The sequence below is a fragment of the uncultured Campylobacter sp. genome, assembly GCF_938015785.1.
Lineage (GTDB): Bacteria > Campylobacterota > Campylobacteria > Campylobacterales > Campylobacteraceae > Campylobacter_B.
Genome location: NZ_CALLWC010000032.1, coordinates 12,976 through 28,429 on the forward strand (window position 1 = coordinate 12,976; position 15,454 = coordinate 28,429).

General features: G+C 47.9%; 15 protein-coding genes. 3 read left to right on the forward strand and 12 right to left on the reverse strand.

The annotated features are described in order from the left end of the window. The first annotated feature begins 21 nt into the window (after positions 1-21). Both rarD and Q0393_RS04160 read left to right on the forward strand, forming a co-directional pair. Positions 22-894: an EamA family transporter RarD gene (gene rarD / locus Q0393_RS04155; RefSeq protein ID WP_298978114.1), complete on the forward strand. Its 873-nt coding sequence runs from the start codon at positions 22-24 to the stop codon at positions 892-894. Then, positions 887-1,297 (forward strand): hypothetical protein, encoded by a 411-nt coding sequence (locus Q0393_RS04160; protein ID WP_298978116.1) that lies wholly within the window; start codon positions 887-889, stop codon positions 1,295-1,297. Before rarD ends, Q0393_RS04160 begins: the two co-directional genes overlap by 8 nt. A 272-nt stretch (positions 1,298-1,569) precedes the next feature. Here Q0393_RS04160 and Q0393_RS04165 read toward each other — a convergent pair whose 3' ends face one another. The 6 genes from Q0393_RS04165 to lgt all read right to left on the reverse strand — a co-directional run bounded on the left by Q0393_RS04165 (position 1,570) and on the right by lgt (position 8,885). Next, entirely contained in the window at positions 1,570-3,006 is a 1,437-nt protein-coding gene (locus Q0393_RS04165) for an ankyrin repeat domain-containing protein (RefSeq protein WP_298978118.1), read from the reverse strand. 373 nt (positions 3,007-3,379) lie between these two features. Further along, on the reverse strand, positions 3,380-4,354 hold the full coding sequence (locus Q0393_RS04170; protein WP_298978119.1) for a hypothetical protein: 975 nt from the start codon (positions 4,352-4,354) through the stop codon (positions 3,380-3,382). A gap of 175 nt (positions 4,355-4,529) precedes the next feature. Further along, on the reverse strand, positions 4,530-5,267 hold the full coding sequence (locus Q0393_RS04175; RefSeq protein WP_298784469.1) for a fumarate reductase iron-sulfur subunit: 738 nt from the start codon (positions 5,265-5,267) through the stop codon (positions 4,530-4,532). Further along, entirely contained in the window at positions 5,260-7,278 is a 2,019-nt protein-coding gene (locus Q0393_RS04180; protein WP_298978120.1) for a fumarate reductase flavoprotein subunit, read from the reverse strand. The genes Q0393_RS04175 and Q0393_RS04180 overlap by 8 nt, the downstream gene beginning before the upstream one ends. 10 nt (positions 7,279-7,288) lie before the next feature. Continuing rightward, the gene (locus tag Q0393_RS04185; RefSeq protein WP_298978121.1) at positions 7,289-7,972 is read right to left on the reverse strand and encodes a fumarate reductase cytochrome b subunit; all 684 of its coding nucleotides are present in this window, start codon (positions 7,970-7,972) and stop codon (positions 7,289-7,291) included. Between the two features lie 94 nt (positions 7,973-8,066). Then, positions 8,067-8,885 (reverse strand): prolipoprotein diacylglyceryl transferase, encoded by an 819-nt coding sequence (gene lgt, locus Q0393_RS04190; RefSeq protein ID WP_298978122.1) that lies wholly within the window; start codon positions 8,883-8,885, stop codon positions 8,067-8,069. A gap of 88 nt (positions 8,886-8,973) precedes the next feature. Between lgt and Q0393_RS04195 the strand changes: the two genes are divergently transcribed. Next, complete coding sequence (locus Q0393_RS04195; protein WP_298978124.1) at positions 8,974-9,216, forward strand: hypothetical protein; 243 nt, start codon at positions 8,974-8,976, stop codon at positions 9,214-9,216. A gap of 276 nt (positions 9,217-9,492) precedes the next feature. On the opposite strand, the gene Q0393_RS04200 is transcribed toward Q0393_RS04195, so the two are convergent. The 6 genes from Q0393_RS04200 to trpC all read right to left on the reverse strand — a co-directional run bounded on the left by Q0393_RS04200 (position 9,493) and on the right by trpC (position 15,454). Then, on the reverse strand, positions 9,493-10,032 hold the full coding sequence (locus Q0393_RS04200; protein ID WP_298978126.1) for a hypothetical protein: 540 nt from the start codon (positions 10,030-10,032) through the stop codon (positions 9,493-9,495). A gap of 19 nt (positions 10,033-10,051) precedes the next feature. Then, on the reverse strand, positions 10,052-11,209 hold the full coding sequence (locus Q0393_RS04205) for a DNA polymerase IV (protein ID WP_298978128.1): 1,158 nt from the start codon (positions 11,207-11,209) through the stop codon (positions 10,052-10,054). Further along, positions 11,206-12,207, reverse strand: coding sequence for a bifunctional 3,4-dihydroxy-2-butanone 4-phosphate synthase/GTP cyclohydrolase II (locus Q0393_RS04210; protein ID WP_298978130.1), 1,002 nt, complete (start codon positions 12,205-12,207; stop codon positions 11,206-11,208). The genes Q0393_RS04205 and Q0393_RS04210 overlap by 4 nt, the downstream gene beginning before the upstream one ends. Before the next feature lie 16 nt (positions 12,208-12,223). Then, positions 12,224-13,060, reverse strand: a complete 837-nt coding sequence (locus Q0393_RS04215; RefSeq protein WP_298978132.1) for a WG repeat-containing protein — start codon at positions 13,058-13,060, stop codon at positions 12,224-12,226. A 15-nt stretch (positions 13,061-13,075) separates the two neighbouring features. Beyond that, a complete protein-coding gene (locus Q0393_RS04220; RefSeq protein WP_298978134.1) occupies positions 13,076-13,564 on the reverse strand; it encodes an HIT domain-containing protein in 489 nt (162 codons plus the stop codon). Positions 13,565-14,653: 1,089 nt separating this feature from the next. Beyond that, entirely contained in the window at positions 14,654-15,454 is an 801-nt protein-coding gene (gene trpC / locus Q0393_RS04225) for an indole-3-glycerol phosphate synthase TrpC (RefSeq protein WP_298978140.1), read from the reverse strand.

A 15,454-nucleotide genomic window follows, 5' to 3' on the forward strand; every position in this document is an offset into this window, starting at 1 on the left:
AGGCAATTTGGAAGGAATTTTATGGAAGAAAACCGCACTAAAGGGCTAATGCTTGCTCTCGCTACCTTTGTTATGTGGGGCGTTTTTCCGATATTTTTCAAGCTCATAAAGGACGTGGATGCGGTGCAAATTTTAGCGCATCGCGTCGTTTGGTCCTTCCTGCTGCTGCTCGTTTTTCTCTGCTTTGCGCACCGCTTAAAAAATGTCGTGCGACTTCTTAGCACCCCCCAAATCGCTCTCACGCTGCTTTGTACGGGACTACTTATCAGCACGAACTGGGGTATTTATATCTATGCGGTAAATTCCGATCAAATTTTAGCCACCAGCCTCGGATATTTTATAAATCCGCTATTTTCGGTGCTTTTGGGCGCTTTGTTTCTGCGCGAGCGGCTAAGCGCGGCGGCGAAATTTTCCCTGCTGCTAGCCTTTGCGGCGATCGGCGTGCAAATTTACGCGCTGGGTAGGCTGCCGATAATCTCGCTCGTGCTGCCGCTTAGCTTTGCATTTTACGGCCTCATTCGCAAAAAAGTAAAAGTGCCTAGCTTTGAGGGGCTGTTTTGCGAGACGACGCTGATGCTGCTGCCCGCGCTTGCATTTCTGATCTACTGCGCGCTGAAAGGAAGCGGCGCCTTTGGCTTTAACGTAAGCGGCGCGCTGCTGTTTGCAAGCGGACTGATTACGATTTTGCCGCTGCTTACCTTCGCCGTAAGCACGCAGTATCTGCCGCTATCTACGATCGGCTTTATGCAATACATCAGCCCGTCGCTAAGCATGCTGATCGCGGTATTTATCTACGGCGAGGAGCTTGAGACTTATAAAATTTTAAGCTTTTCGCTAATTTGGTTCGGGCTCGCGGTCGTGGGCTTGGACGGCTTAAGGAGAAAAAATGGCTAATTTCGCTTTGATGTTCGCAGTCGCCCTTGCGGTGGGCGCGCTCGTGTATTTTCAGGTCCAAAAGGCTTCCGCGCGCGCAGATGCCGCAGACCCCGAGCTTAACTCGCAAAGATATATGAAATTTTGCGATATTTTAGAGGATAAACTGCAAGATTTAAAGCGGCTAGAGCTGCACGACGAAAGCGCTCGCGAGAGCTATCTAGACGAGCTTGAGGCTCTTAGCAAGGAGCTAGTTTATATCAAAACGATGCATCAAAGCAACCTAAACCCTGCCGTGTGGGAGGGCAAGCTATTTGAGTTTCTAAGTAAAACGGACGCGCTCATTGAAAAATACGCCGCTAGCTCAGAGCGCTCGCTACAAGACTGGCGCAAGCAGCTGGAGATAGAATTTAAGAATTTGTAGCGCGAAATTTTAAGCGGCGAATTTCGCGGGTGTCTATATCGGTAGAATTTTAACGCCTAAATTTATATAATTTAACGCGCCGCAACTCTCGGAATTTTTAAAATTTACATGCGTGCCGGAATTTTGCAAACCGCTTGCGTCATGGCGACAAAATTCGATGCGTTTTACAAAGCAAAACGACGCAAATTTTAAATCGGCGTAATTTATAGAATTTTGCAAGATACATAGCAGCTGCGAAGCCGATAATCGCGTCTGTAAATTTTATATAGAATTTACTCATTGGCAGACGCGGTATCTGCAGTCTTGGATCCCGCTTGCTCTAGCTGCTTAGACGCATCGCGCCTTAAAATTTTATCGTATTCCTCCACCTTTATCACCTTGCCTTTATACTCTATTTTAAGATAATATTCCAATTTTTCTAACTGCAAATATCTAAAAAATTTATCCAAATCAAAGCCGCTTGCACCCTTAGGCTCATCGCCACAGAGCGAGGAATAGCGCTTTATAAGCGTATCGTAGATACCAAGTAGCGCTGTATTTGGCGTTACCGAGCCGCATCTATTAAGATCGGGCAGCGAGCCTTTGTTAAGCTTGATTACATCATTTTCCGAATACTTTGAGCGCTCCGTCATCATATATCTAAGCAGCTCATACCTAGAGCTGTTTAATAAAGTCCAATCTAAAATAATCTCATCGTAACAATAATTATCCATATGCTCTAGGTATATTTTCTTATACTTCCTCAACGTATCCAAATCCTTACGGCAGTCATCGTATTTTTTTTGAATACGCTCATCGTCCGGAAGTCCTGCTAAATCGTATTTAAGCAGCAAATTTAGCATACTTGCGTCATATCGTTGCGGCAGCATCTGATAGATGGAGCAGTTCAGCTGCCGCTTATCTTTGCGGTGTTTGAGTGTAAAAGCAATACAATTATCGTCCGTCCAAGCCGTAATCTCAGGTCTTACGCCGCTGCTAAGCATAAGCTCCGTCATCTGCAAAAATCCGCCTGCTACGGCGTAATAGAGTGGATCGGATACCGCACTAGTACCTTCGCTTTTAGGCGTTATGGAATATGTCTTTACCTGTGCGTCGCTAGTAACAACCAAATAGGAGTCACCGTATCTAGGGTATGTAAGCCACGGACGAACATATTTAACGCTAGAAAAGCTAGCTCCGTGCTTAAGTAGAACTTCCACGACGGCGGTAGAGTTATTTTCGATAGCATAGCTTAGCGCCGAATGAGAAAAATCGTCCGTGCGGTTGATATCCGCTCCGTGATAGATCAGCTCCTCGGTGGTGTTTGCATCGTTGTAAAAGCTAGAATACATTATCGCCGTTATGCCAAAATGCAGCGGATTGCCCGCAGTGATGCGCTGCTCTCGCATAAATGCCAAAATACGCGCAGTGTCCTTGGAGCGCAAAAGCTTGCAGAAATACTCCATTCGCTCATCGCCATGCACTACGCACTCGTCCAAATCTAACTCGGCGCCCAGCCTTTCGTGCCAGTACCTCGCTCGTGCAGCGCGATCCTCGTCCGTTAGCGGCCGATTGGAGGAATTGCCGGAGGTCGCGATGCGGCTTGCCGTGGAATTTTGCGCGGGCTGAGTTTTGGACCTATCCATAAACGCACTGCCTGCGATCAGACAAAATACGCCCGCCGTAACAACCAAGCACGCTATGATGAGCTTGGATTTTATCTCTTTCAAAGCAACCTCCGCAAATAAAATGACAAATACTACCGAGTGTGAGCTTAGCCGAATATAAACGGGCGGAATTTCACAAGGTAATTTCGCTCGAGCGGAATTCGCAGGGCGAGGTTTAAGAGAGTTTAGGCGCAAAATTTTGCATACGGAATTTTACCGATAGAATTCCGCGCAGAAATGCCGCAGGTGCAAAAATTTTACTGACGAAATTTATCCCAGCGGCATGCGGTTAGAATTTCAACAAGCGCTTCTACGCATAAAATTTAGCGCTAAATTTACGCCGTATTTGCACTCAGTATTGCTACGAAATTTAGTGGCGGCTACCATAAAATATTGAAATTTTAGTTTTAAATTTACCGCCCCTTCGCATATCCTCCTAGATAAAAACCGTATAGTCTTTTTTAATATAGTCTATATTTATATTTTTCTGCAAAAAGTACTTTCTAACTTCGTCATAAATTTCACTGCTATACAAATAAATCAAATAGTAGTGTGCCGCTATGGCAACGGCATTGTATAGATACTTACCATATCCAGGTCTGGCGACTTTTATAAACGGGAAAATTTTAAATCCTTTTAAAGAACGGTTAATATAGAAATAGACGATTAGTTTTAGAAGCATATTGATTATATACATAAAAATTAGCGCTACCAAGAAAAGACCCAGAGAACCGACACATAATACAACTAGCACAATAAAAGATGAGGTGCGAAAATTTTCAGTTGAAAAATTTCTACGCAATACTTCCTCTTCCACTTTGCACTGCCTTTTAACGACCCCTTTATCTAAAAATTCTATGTATTGATCGGTAAATCTTATTTCGCGTTTATTGCGTATTGCGGTAAAGATATAAGTAATAACGGCGATTAGTAATAGCGCCATGCAGGACAGCAAATATTCGTAAGTATTGATATATCCGAAGTCTATAATATCTCGAATAAGAAGTAGCGGCAGACCCGATACCGGAAGAATTATAAAAAGCCGCGCATAAACAAAAAATTTTTCATAATTTTTGATGATTATCGGCTCTTTGTCGTAATCTCTAGCCTTAGAATTTTTAAATAAAATAGCATTGTCTGGATCTAAATTTTGAAATTTTCTACCGCGCTCTGCGTTTAAATTTAGACCGTCTAAATTTCGATCATTAGAATTTAAAGTTTTAGAATCTGTATTGTTTAAATCCGAGGCATCGAAATTTAAAACATTTAAATTTGAGTTAACGGATTTTGAGGTATTAAAATTTTCGCCATCGAAATTTTGAGCACTAAAATCTTCCTGCGAGCCTTGCTCTAAATTTTGACGCCGCTCATTTAGAATTTTCTTTAGCTCTTTGAGCCTTGCTTCGTTCATCCTTATCCCTCGCCTGCGATCTTAAGCGATCATATTTTACTTCTTTATACCTTGGGATAGTATTAAATTTAAGGCTACCTTGCTTGCCAGACTCAAGCATTTTTGAAATTTATTTGTTGAGTAAAATTTAGTGAGATAAAGAGATAAATTTAAGCGGGAAGAACCCGCTTAAATTTTATTTGCCGCAGCCGCATTTGCCCTGAGCGGCAAGCTTGCGGCGGACATAGGCGATTTTGCTTTGAAGCGGGAGATGCTTAGGGCAGTGGTCTTCGCAGCCTAGCAGCGTCATACAGCCGAATACTCCGTCATCATCGCCGATTAGCTCGTAAAAATCCTCGTCGCTGCGTTTATCCAGCGCATCGATCTGAAAGCGCGCTATGCGGTTGATGCCGACGGCGCCGATGTAGTCTTTTCGCATTATCGCTACGCCGCATGCAGCTACGCAGATACCGCACTCGATGCAGCGATCCAGCTCGAAAACCTCCTGCGCGACCTCCGGCTCGACCTTCTCCTCAAGCTTGGAGATATCGGTTTCGTGATCGGTGTGGATCCAGCTCTCTACGCGTTTGCTCATCGCGTTCATCCAGTTGCCCGTATCAACGCTGAGGTCTTTTAGCAACTTAAAAAATGGAAGTGGCATAAGCTCGATCACGCCGTCCGGATAATCCTTAGTAAGCGTGCGGCACGCAAGCTGCGGCTTACCGTTTACGAGCATACCGCAGCTACCGCAGATACCCGCGCGACAAACGAAGTCGAAGCTTAGCTCGGGATCAAATTTCTCACGAATCACGTTAAGCGCGATAAACAACGTCATGCCGTCGGTCTCTTCGATCTCATAAGTAACGAAGTGCGGCTTTGAAATTTTGCTTAACGGATTGTACTTAAATGCCTTTATTGTTATTTTTCTACTCATATCCTATACCTGCTCTTTCATTAGGTGCTTTGTATTTTGGCTGCAATTCATAATGCATCAATGCTTCTTGAATTTCATATCTGCCTTTGCCCTCGGCTTGCATTTTCTCGCGAATTTCATCGACCTCTTTTTGGCGCACGGCGCTGTCTGGATGCTCGATAATATTGCCTTTGGCGCCGTATCCGCGGAATGCAGGCGGCATCTCCATCTTCATAATATCAAGTGGCTCGTAGCTTAGAGTAGGCATAGTATCGCCCTCTTTCCAGTTTGCAAGCGTTCGTTTTAGCCAGTTTAGATCGTCGCGTTTCGGATAATCCTCGCGGAAGTGCGCGCCTCGGCTTTCTGTACGATCAAGCGCACCCTTGGCGATACAAAGCGCGAGCTTTAGCATCTTCGGTACGCGATAAGCCTCCTCGAGCTCCGGATTTCCGAAAAGCTCTTTATTGCTTACTTTGACATCCAAGGACTGCTTATAAAGCTCCTCGAGCTCTTTTACGGCTTTGGCTAATCCCTCACCGGTTCGGAAGATCGCGCAATGCTCCCACATCACGTCTTTCATCTTGTTTTTGATCTCGAATACGTTAAATTTACCCTCTTTTTCAAGCAGGCTCTTAATATAATTTTTCTCTTTATCTACGAATTTTTCGATATCGTGCGTATTGATATCGACGTCGTGTCCTTGGCAATACTCCGCAAAATACTCGCCCACGATCATTCCCGCGACGACGGTTTCGGCGACGGAATTTCCGCCCAAGCGGTTAAAGCCGTGCATATCCCAGCACGCAGCCTCGCCGGCGCTGAAAAGTCCAGCTAGCGTTGGACTCTCGCCCGTAGCTTTTGTTTTGATGCCGCCCATCGAGTAATGCTGCATAGGAAGGATCGGAGCCCAGCCCTTGCCGCGCTTTCTGCCCTGCTCGTCGGTTATTACCTCGGTGTCGGCAGGATCGATACCGTTGAAAATTTCGCAAATTTCTTGCACGTCACGTAAATTTTTCTCGATATGCTCGCGTCCGAGGATTGATATGTCAAGCCAAACGTGCTCGCCGTAAGGGCTCTTTACCCCCTTACCTGCGCGGATATGCTCCATTATGCGGCGACTTACGACGTCGCGGCTAGCAAGCTCCTTTTTCTCAGGCTCATAATCCGGCATAAAGCGGTAGCCATCCACATCGCGTAAAATTCCGCCGTCGCCGCGGCAACCCTCAGTAAGCAAAATTCCGCTCGGAACGATAGGGGTTGGGTGAAACTGCACCGCTTCCATATTTCCAAGCTGCGCGACGCCGGTCTCAAGCGCGATAGCAGCACCTATACCCTCGCACACTACGGCATTCGTGGTGTGTTTATACACTCTGCCGTAGCCGCCGGTAGCGATTAGCGTGCCCTTTGATACGTATGCGATCAGCTCGCCGGTAACCAAATCGCGCACGATTGCGCCGTAGCAGCGGTTGTTTGCGTGAATTAGCGCGATCGCTTCTTTTCTATCATGAATATCTACGTTATGCTTTAGCGCTTCGTTTGCAACGGCAAAGAGCATCGTATGTCCCGTAGCATCGGCGGTATAGCAGGTTCGCCATTTTTTCGTACCGCCGAAGTCGCGGCTGTGGATAAGTCCGTGAACCTCATCTTTTTCGGTGATCGTGGTTTTTTGAGCGTTGATAATAGCGCTTCGCTCGCCTCTAGTAATCCTAGTCCAAGGAACACCCCAGCCCGCAAGCTCGCGGATCGCCTTAGGCGCCGTTTGCGCAAACATCCTAGCGACATCCTGATCGCAGCCCCAGTCGCTTCCTTTTACCGTATCGGCAAAGTGCACGTCCTCATTATCGCCCTCGCTCATCTTGGAATTTCCAAGCGATGCCTGCATGCCACCTTGAGCTGCTGCAGAGTGTGAGCGCTTAACAGGGATCAGACTCAAAACGATGGTGCTAAGCCCCTTCTCGCCGGTAGCGATCGCAGCTCTTAAGCCCGCCAAACCGCCGCCAATAACTAAAGAATCGCAATATATTACATTCATCCTAAGCTCCCTATTCTAAACTTAACCATTTGAAATCGGCGATTATCGAAAGCAAGAAAAATGCACCCCAAACGATGAAAACCGTCTTTTTGATGAGGGCTCTTTTCCTTTGAATCTCCGCCTTCGTGCCGTCTATGCTGATCCATTTCATATAAAGCCTATAAATTCCGATGCTAGCGTGAGTTACTACGAAAATCAATAAAACAAAATAAAATAGATGAAGCTGTCCGAATCGAGCGATAGCAAGATCTGCAGTGATCTTCGGACCGAATACGATCATTAAAATATGAGCCGCCGCAAAGAAAAATAGGAAAAATCCCGTCCAAAACTGAAACCACCAAAGCGTCGTGTCGCAATGCTTCATCCGCATTTTGTGCGCTTTAAACGCCCTATAAGCGGCGTAATTAGCTGGAAATTTTCTCATCGCCAAAAATGCGTGAATCACGAAAATCACGAAAATTATAAAAGCGACGATGTTTGTAACGAAATAAATTCCCCCAGGTTCGGCGAAATGTACGACGCCCTCAAACGCGCCCTTACCGATCAAAATCGTGCCGGTAAATATCATATGACACAGCATAAAACAGGCCAAAATCAGCCCGCTGATGCTTTGCGCCACGTCTTGCAAAGCCATAATGCGGCTTTTTTTGCCGTCTATGGATCTGCCCGTAAAGCCTTCAATGCGACCTAGCATAGGTTCTCCTTAAAAAAGATGATTATAAATCCCCGCTAAACGAAAATTTACATTTTTGTAAAGAGATTATATTACTTTTTAACTTTAGATTAATTTAATTTCTGCAAATTAGTTTTTTCTTCAAAGACTGCTTTAAGAAAACTGCTATCAAAAACATCACCAAAGATAAAATTTGCCCCATCGATAAATTTAAAAATATAAAGCCAAGCCCGTCGTCCGGCTGCCTAAAAAATTCTACGAAAAATCTAAACGCCGTATATAGCATCGCATACAGGCATATCAACTCGCCGTTAAATTTCTTAAATTTACGGTAGAAAAATAAAATCACGAAAATTACCAGCCCTTCCAAAACCGCTTCGTAAAGCTGGCTTGGGTGACGCAACGTGCCGCCCACCAAGATCCCCCATGGCTCGGTCGTTTCGCGCCCGAAAAGCTCCTGATTTAAAAAATTCCCCACGCGCCCGAAAAAATATCCAAGCGGCACGCTAAGTGCCACGAGATCGAGCAGCGCCCACATATCGGTTTTAAATTTTTTGCAAAACCAAACCGTCGCAATCACGAATCCGACGACCGCGCCGTGATAGCTCATACCGCGAATGCCCACGAACTCGCCGTTATGAAAGGGGTTGAAAATTTGCCACGGATGGCTGAAATACCACGCCGCCTCGCCCGAATAGATCGCGATGTATCCCAGCCGCGCGCCCAAAATGACGCCAACCTCGACCCAGATAAAGTAGCGATCAAGCATCTTATCGCTAAAGCCAAGGCCGTCTTTTTTTACAAAATACTTTGCCATAAATAGCGCCGTAAGTAGCGCCAAAACATACATAATGCCGTACCAGTGCACGTTTATACCAAACGCGCTGAATGCCACGGGATCAAAGTGAGCGTAAATTTCGTTCCAGTAATTCAAATTTTTCCTTTGTTTTAAATTTTAAAATTTAACGGCGCGCATCGGACGCTGCGTGACGCATGCTCGGCAAAAGACGCAAAGCGCGCAGGTGCAAGTGCAGAGGCCATGCTTCTGCGCCAGGTCGCACACGCAAAGCACGAAAGACGCGCTGTGCCGAGCGACGACATCGAACGATATACAGGGCGTCTCACGTAAAATTTCAAACGACGACGCCTTGTGCGGCATGCAAAGCTACGCACGGATTGCCGAAGCACACAGCACCGCGGCGCAGACGCACGCGCACGGTGTCTCGATACCGGTAGCACACGGCAAAGGTTGGATGATCGCATAACGCGACCAAAGCGCCGTGCCGTGCAGAATTCAAAACGACGCGCGCGATACGACAAGCACCGACGCACAAAACCGCAAGGCAGCCACTTTACATCCGCGCAGATAAAATTCACCTGCCTCGCTTAGCAGCTTGTCGAGCCCGCAGGAGCTGTACCGACTACAGCGCAAGAAATCCCGAAAGCAAGCTTTAGACCTATCTCTACATAGCGCTTTTCTGTGCCGAACGCGCAAAAATACCGAGCGCGCGTCCTAAATTATAAATTTTAAATTATAAATTTTAAATTCCAAGCCCCAGCGTCTCTTTAACCACGCGGCAAAAATCCGCCAAAAACCATCCGAGCGCCTTGTAGTAGCTGCTTTTGGCGTTTATCTGCACGTGCGTAGCAAGCGCGGAAAAGCTAGGAATGATAAATTGCGCCAGATAAAGCGTCAAAATTTTATGCGATTTCGCGTCCGTGTTTTGCTTAAAGATCATGGCAAGCAGCGCTAACATATTGGCCGCGTGAGCGCTTTTAAGCTCTGCAAAAGGCTTTTTGAAGCGGCATTTTTCATAAAACAGCTCCACTTCGCTTTCGCTTATGAGCTTGAAAAAATCCATCTCAAACGCCCCTTTTAGCACCTCAAAATCGCGCCCGAGCGCCGCATAGTCCTCGCCCTGTACTTTCTGCCAAGGCTCGTGGCCGTTTTTGTTCTCGATATTTTTATTTACGATGATCCAGTTTTTGCCCAAGCTGCGCAACTTCTGCTCATCTATCACGCCCTTGAAATTCGTCGCGAAGATTATGCAGATCACCGAATATAGCTCGCCTAATTTCATCTTTTTCCTTTAAATTTAATCAAATTTCGCTCGCCTTTTTCAGCTTTTCGATGCCGAATTTTTCCCAAATCCTGCTTAAAGATCGATCCAAGCTCTGCTGCTTCTTATCGATCTCGCCAAAGAGCAGCGAGCCGCCCGATCTGCCGCTAAAATTTGAAAGATTTAGCGCTACGTGGATTATCTGCGCGCCTTTTTTCACGTCGCAGAGCTCAAACAGCTCAAGCGCGGTCTCGCTCAGCAAATTTAAGCTAAACGCCCTATCCTGGCTGATCTGGTGCGAAAACTCCTCGCGCGATTTGTAGCGGATCTTTAGATCATACGTCGCAGGTTTTAGCCCCCTTGCGAGCACTTCGCCCGCTAAATGGCGCGCCAAAATTAAAATTTTACGCCGCAGCTCGTCCCGATCGGCGCACGGCGCGAAGCTGCGCCCAAAGCCGATACTTTTGCGCTCGCGCTTTGAGACGACCTCGCCCTCGTCCTCGCCGCTAAGGGCTGCGAAAATTTTCCTGCCGTTTGCGCCCATCTTTTCAAAAATTTCTCTGTGCCCTAGCGCGTCGCCGAAGCTTACGATGCCATATTTGCCGAGCGTTTTTTGCGCCGCTTTGCCGATGCCCGGGAATTTTGCCACAGGCACGGCGGACAGCTCGCGCGCGATTTGCGATTTTAGAATTTGTCGCACGCCGAAGGGCTTGGCAAGGCTCGTGGCGAGCTTTGCGATCAGTTTTGCTTCGCTAAGGCCTACGCTGCACGGAAGGCTAAAGCGGCGCATAATTTCGCTTTGCAAAAACGCCGCAAAGCTCAGTGCGTCCGCGTCGTATGCCGTGCCGCGTAAATTTAGAAAAAACTCGTCGATGCTAAATTTTTCGATCTCAGGCGTAAAGCTTAGCAAAAACTCATAAATTTCGCGTGAAATTTTACAGTATTCGCCATGTCTGGCGCGCACCAAAATGAGCTGTGGGCACAGAGCAAGCGCCTGTTTTACGGGCTGAGCCGAGTGCACGCCGTCCGCTCTGGCCTCGTAGCTCGCGCTTAAAATCACGCTGCCAAGCTCGCTCTTGCCGCCGAAAATCTCCTCGTCGCCGCCTCCGACGACTGCGATCTTTTTGCCCGCAAGCGCGGGATCGGCAAGTCTCGCTACAGAGACAAAGAAGCTGTCCAAATCGATATGGGCTATCAAACTATGTCGATCCCAAAACCGCTAAGCCCCGCGTAGTCTTTCGGCTCGCTCTTGCTTAAAATTTTGATTTTTCTCACGCCCAGATGCGCTAAAATTTGCGCTCCGATGCCAAAGCTCTTAAAATCGGCGCGATTTTGCGCGGATTTTAGCATCAAAAGCACGCCGCCCTCTTTGCGCAAAACGTCCAGATCGCGCATGAAATCGTTAAATTTCGTATCACTTAAAAATTCCAGATCGCTTGAAATTTTATGAAATTTCACGTTCGTCTGCGCGCTCTTTTCTGGCTCGCCGAAAATATAGGCGCGGTGCTCGTTGCCCTCGTGATCGCTCACGTCGTAAAATTTCGCCGCTTCGCCGCACAGCGCGCCGTCACGCAGCTCGCTAAATTTAACGAGAGTTTCGTGCTTTAGGCGGTACTGCACGATCTGCGCGACCGAGATCATATTGATGTCGTGCTGCGCGCAGAATTTTTCCAGATCGTCCCTGCGCGCCATATCGCCGTCGTCTTTGACGATCTCGCAGATCACGGCGCTTTGCGAAAGCCCAGCCAAGCGGCACAGATCCGTAGAGCCCTCGGTGTGGCCCGTGCGGGCGAGCACGCCGCCGCTTTTGGCGATTAGCGGGAAAATATGCCCCGGGCGGACGAAATCATCGGCGCGAGCGCCCACGCGCGACATCAGCTCGATCGTCATATTGCGCTCATACGCGCTTACGCCCGTCTTGGCGCCCTTCGCGTCGATCGTGACGGTAAATGCGGTCTCGTGGCTGGAGGTGTTTTTATCGACCATCAAATTTAGATCTAGCTGCTGCGCGATCTGCGGGCTAAGCGCCACGCACAACACTCCGCGAGCGTGCGTGATCGCAAAATTTACCTTCTGTGCGCTGCTAAAGGTGCTCGCAAACACCAAATCGCCTTCGTTCTCGCGATCGACGTCATCGACCATAACGAGCATTTTGCCGTTTTTCAGATCCTCGATCGCTTGCTCTACGCTAACCATTATCTCTCCTTTAAATTTACGATATTATCTTGCCGTTTTTATTCACGATCGTTTCGCGACCGTCTAGTATGATTTTGACGTAGTCGTCGCTTAAAACTTTCACGAGTTCTATCTCGTCGTAAAATATCGGTTTTAAAATTTCATTTTCATCTTTATCTAAAAGCCCCCATTTATCGCCTTTTTTGACTTTAATGTATCCTTCGCAATATTTGATTTCGTCATAATATCCGCACAAAGTATTGTCAAAATCCCAAGCAAGCTCGTATATACAAGAAACTACCTCTGTGCCCGTTTTATCGATAAAGCCCCATTTGCCGTCCTTTTCAATCTTTGCTAAGCCTTCGCAAAAACTCCCGGCCCGATCATATATGCAAGGAATAACTTCTTTGCCCGTTTCATCGATATATCCCCAATAACCGTTCTTTTTAACGTCCGCCAAGCCTTCGCGAAAAACGCCAACGTCATCATATATACAAGGAACGATCTCTTTGCCGGTTTTATCGATAAAACCCCAATAGCCGCTTTTTTGAACTTCCGCCAGTCCTTCCTCAAAATTATAAGCATCATCATATATACAAGAAATCACCTCTTTACCCATTTTATCGATCAAGCCGAATTTATCGTTCTTATTAACCCATGCTAAGCCCTCGCAAAACTCCTCGGCCCGATCATATATGCAAGGAATAACTTCTTTGCCCGTTTTATCGACGAAGCCGAATTTATCGTTCTTTCTAACGCATGCTAGGCCTTCGCTAAAATACGAAATGTCATCATAGATGCAAGAAGCTATCTCCTTTCCCGTTTTATCGATAAAGCCCCATTTATCGTTCTTTTTAACCCATGCCGATACCATCTCGATCTTCCGAATTTAAATTTTAATCTCCGCGTAAGCCGCCTTTAGCTTCTCAAAAAGCGGGGCGAATGAAACGCCGTTTACGCGGACGTTTGCTATCGTCGTGATGAAATTCGTATCGCGCTGCCACCGCGGCACGAGATGATAGTGCACGTGCTCGGCTATGCCCGCACCCGCGGCGGCGCCGAGGTTCATGCCGATATTTACGCCGTTTGCGCCCAGAGTGCGCTTTAAAATCCCCACTCCGGCGCGCACGTAGCGGCTCATCTCCGCCCACGCATCATCGCTAAGAGACTCGATATTATCGACATGCTCGTAGGGTATGACCATAAACGCGCCCGGGCTGTAGGGGTAGAGGTTCATCACCCCAAAGCAGTGCCGCGCGCGAAAAAGCACGCCGTTGCGATCGTCGAACGCCGCATCCGCCGCCGCGTCGCAGAAGGGACAGCCGCTTCTTTTTTCGGTAAAATACTCGCTTCGCCAAGGGGCGCAAAGATAGTCCATCTCTTTTCCTTTCCGAAATTCCAAAATTCTATGGAATTTTAAAATTTGCGTTTCGCAAAATTCTATGAAATTTGGAATTTAAAACTTCTAAATTTCATAGAATTTTAAATTTACGCGACCCGCACTGCTCGCACGACGCGGAGTTATGCGCGCGACAGGGCGCGACATGCTTTGCAATCGCGGGGCGCTTCGGCGCAATACGCACTCTGCGGATCGAAGCCCGCGGCGGGCATTGGTGCGCATTTGACGGACACTCATCGCGCGGCAAACATAGCGTCTAATCCGCTCCACAGCCGTTCGCACAGCGTGCGATAACAAGCTCGCGATGCCAAAGCGCACGTACGCCTACACGACTGCGATATCGAATCTACACGGTCGTTTGCGCGGCGCATTATAACAAAACTTTGACGCACTCGCAGGCACGGTACGCGGTGCCAAACCTGCGCCGCAATCACCGTCGCGACACGCGGTAAAATTTAACGCGGCGCGATCACGGCATAGCTACGGCTCAATCGCGGCGTATCGCAGGATATCGCAACCCTAGCCCCTACGCCGTCTGCTTTTGTAGTAGCCCGCTTTGCGCAGTTATCGTACGCGCAGCTCCTCTGGGCGGCTTAGGTCGCGAGCTGCGATTAAATTTACGGCGCCGTACAATCGCCAAAACTGAGCTTGGGTAGTACGCTAGGTATGCAAGGCGCTACGATAGACGCGCAATTCTCGGCGCTCAATGCTACAAGCGCAACCCCACGCGTGAAGCTTCGCAAACGTAAAGCTAAATTTAAACCCGCGCTTTTGCACCAGCTCGTGATGCGACGGAAAGTTATACAAACGAAAGGCGTAAATTTAAACCTCGCTCCGCAGCCGCTCGCGCAGCGCGTGATAATAAACTCACGACGCCAAAGCACAGCGTGAACGCTTACGCAGCGCGCGATATTAGATCGCGTCGCAACCGCTAAATTTAAAGAAATGCTAAATTTTAAAGTCAGCCGAATTTTACGAATTTTAAAATTTACCGCCTTAAAATTTCGCTCTCTTTGCTAAATTTAACTTCTCGTTCCGATCTGATCTTGCGCGATCAAACAAGCGGGTTTAAATTTCGCCACCCGCGCCGAGCTTTATCTCGCGCAGTGCCGTGCCGACGTCATTTTGGCGCATAAAATGCTCGCCGATCAAAAACGCATCGACGCCCGCTTCGTGCAAGCTTAAAAGCTGCTCGTGCGAGTGTAGGCCGCTTTCGGCGACGATGATCTTACCGTTTGGAATCAGCGGGATTAGCCGCTCGCTCAGGCTCGTATCGACCTCGAAAGTCTCTAAATTTCGATGGTTGATGCCGATAATATCAGCGCCTGCGAAGACCGCCTTTTTCAGATCGTCCTTATCGTGGATCTCGCACAGCGCCTCAAGTCCCAGCCTGCGGGCAAACTCGAGCAGCTCTTTTAGCTGTTTGCCTTCCAGAGCTTTGGCGATCAGCAGGATAAAATCCGCGCCGTAAACCAGCGCCTCGAGAACCTGATAGCGATCGACGATGAAATCCTTGCGCAAAATGGGTATGCGGGTATAGCGGCGGATCTGCGGGATGAACTCGATGTCGCCTCTGAAATAATGCGGCTCGGTTAGCACCGAAAAGGCGCTTGCGCCTGCATTTTCGTACTCCACGGCAAGGCTTAGCGGCTCAAAATCCTCGCGGATGATCCCCTTGCTCGGGCTTGCCTTTTTGATCTCGGCGATGATGCGAAGCGGGTTCTTCTCGTCGCTTCTAAGCGCGCTTATGACGTCACGCGGCTCATAGGGATTGGCGCTTAGCGAGCGGCCGAGCAGATCCTCGGGCAGCTTTTCTTTGCGAAGCGCGAGATCCTCGCGAATGCGTTTTAAAATTTCGTCTAAAATCAT

Excerpts from the sequence above, each read along its gene's own strand:
- trpC (WP_298978140.1), bottom strand. The coding sequence starts at position 15,454 with ATGATTTTAGACGAAATTTTAAAACGCATTCGCGAGGATCTCGCGCTT.
- Q0393_RS04180 (WP_298978120.1), bottom strand. The coding sequence starts at position 7,278 with ATGAATGTAATATATTGCGATTCTTTAGTTATTGGCGGCGGTTTGGCG.
- Q0393_RS04160 (WP_298978116.1), top strand. The coding sequence starts at position 887 with ATGGCTAATTTCGCTTTGATGTTCGCAGTCGCCCTTGCGGTGGGCGCG.
- Q0393_RS04185 (WP_298978121.1), bottom strand. The coding sequence starts at position 7,972 with ATGCTAGGTCGCATTGAAGGCTTTACGGGCAGATCCATAGACGGCAAA.
- Q0393_RS04200 (WP_298978126.1), bottom strand. The coding sequence starts at position 10,032 with ATGAAATTAGGCGAGCTATATTCGGTGATCTGCATAATCTTCGCGACG.
- Q0393_RS04215 (WP_298978132.1), bottom strand. The coding sequence starts at position 13,060 with ATGGTATCGGCATGGGTTAAAAAGAACGATAAATGGGGCTTTATCGAT.
- Q0393_RS04210 (WP_298978130.1), bottom strand. The coding sequence starts at position 12,207 with ATGGTTAGCGTAGAGCAAGCGATCGAGGATCTGAAAAACGGCAAAATG.
- Q0393_RS04175 (WP_298784469.1), bottom strand. The coding sequence starts at position 5,267 with ATGAGTAGAAAAATAACAATAAAGGCATTTAAGTACAATCCGTTAAGC.
- rarD (WP_298978114.1), top strand. The coding sequence starts at position 22 with ATGGAAGAAAACCGCACTAAAGGGCTAATGCTTGCTCTCGCTACCTTT.
- Q0393_RS04170 (WP_298978119.1), bottom strand. The coding sequence starts at position 4,354 with ATGAACGAAGCAAGGCTCAAAGAGCTAAAGAAAATTCTAAATGAGCGG.
- Q0393_RS04220 (WP_298978134.1), bottom strand. The coding sequence starts at position 13,564 with ATGGACTATCTTTGCGCCCCTTGGCGAAGCGAGTATTTTACCGAAAAA.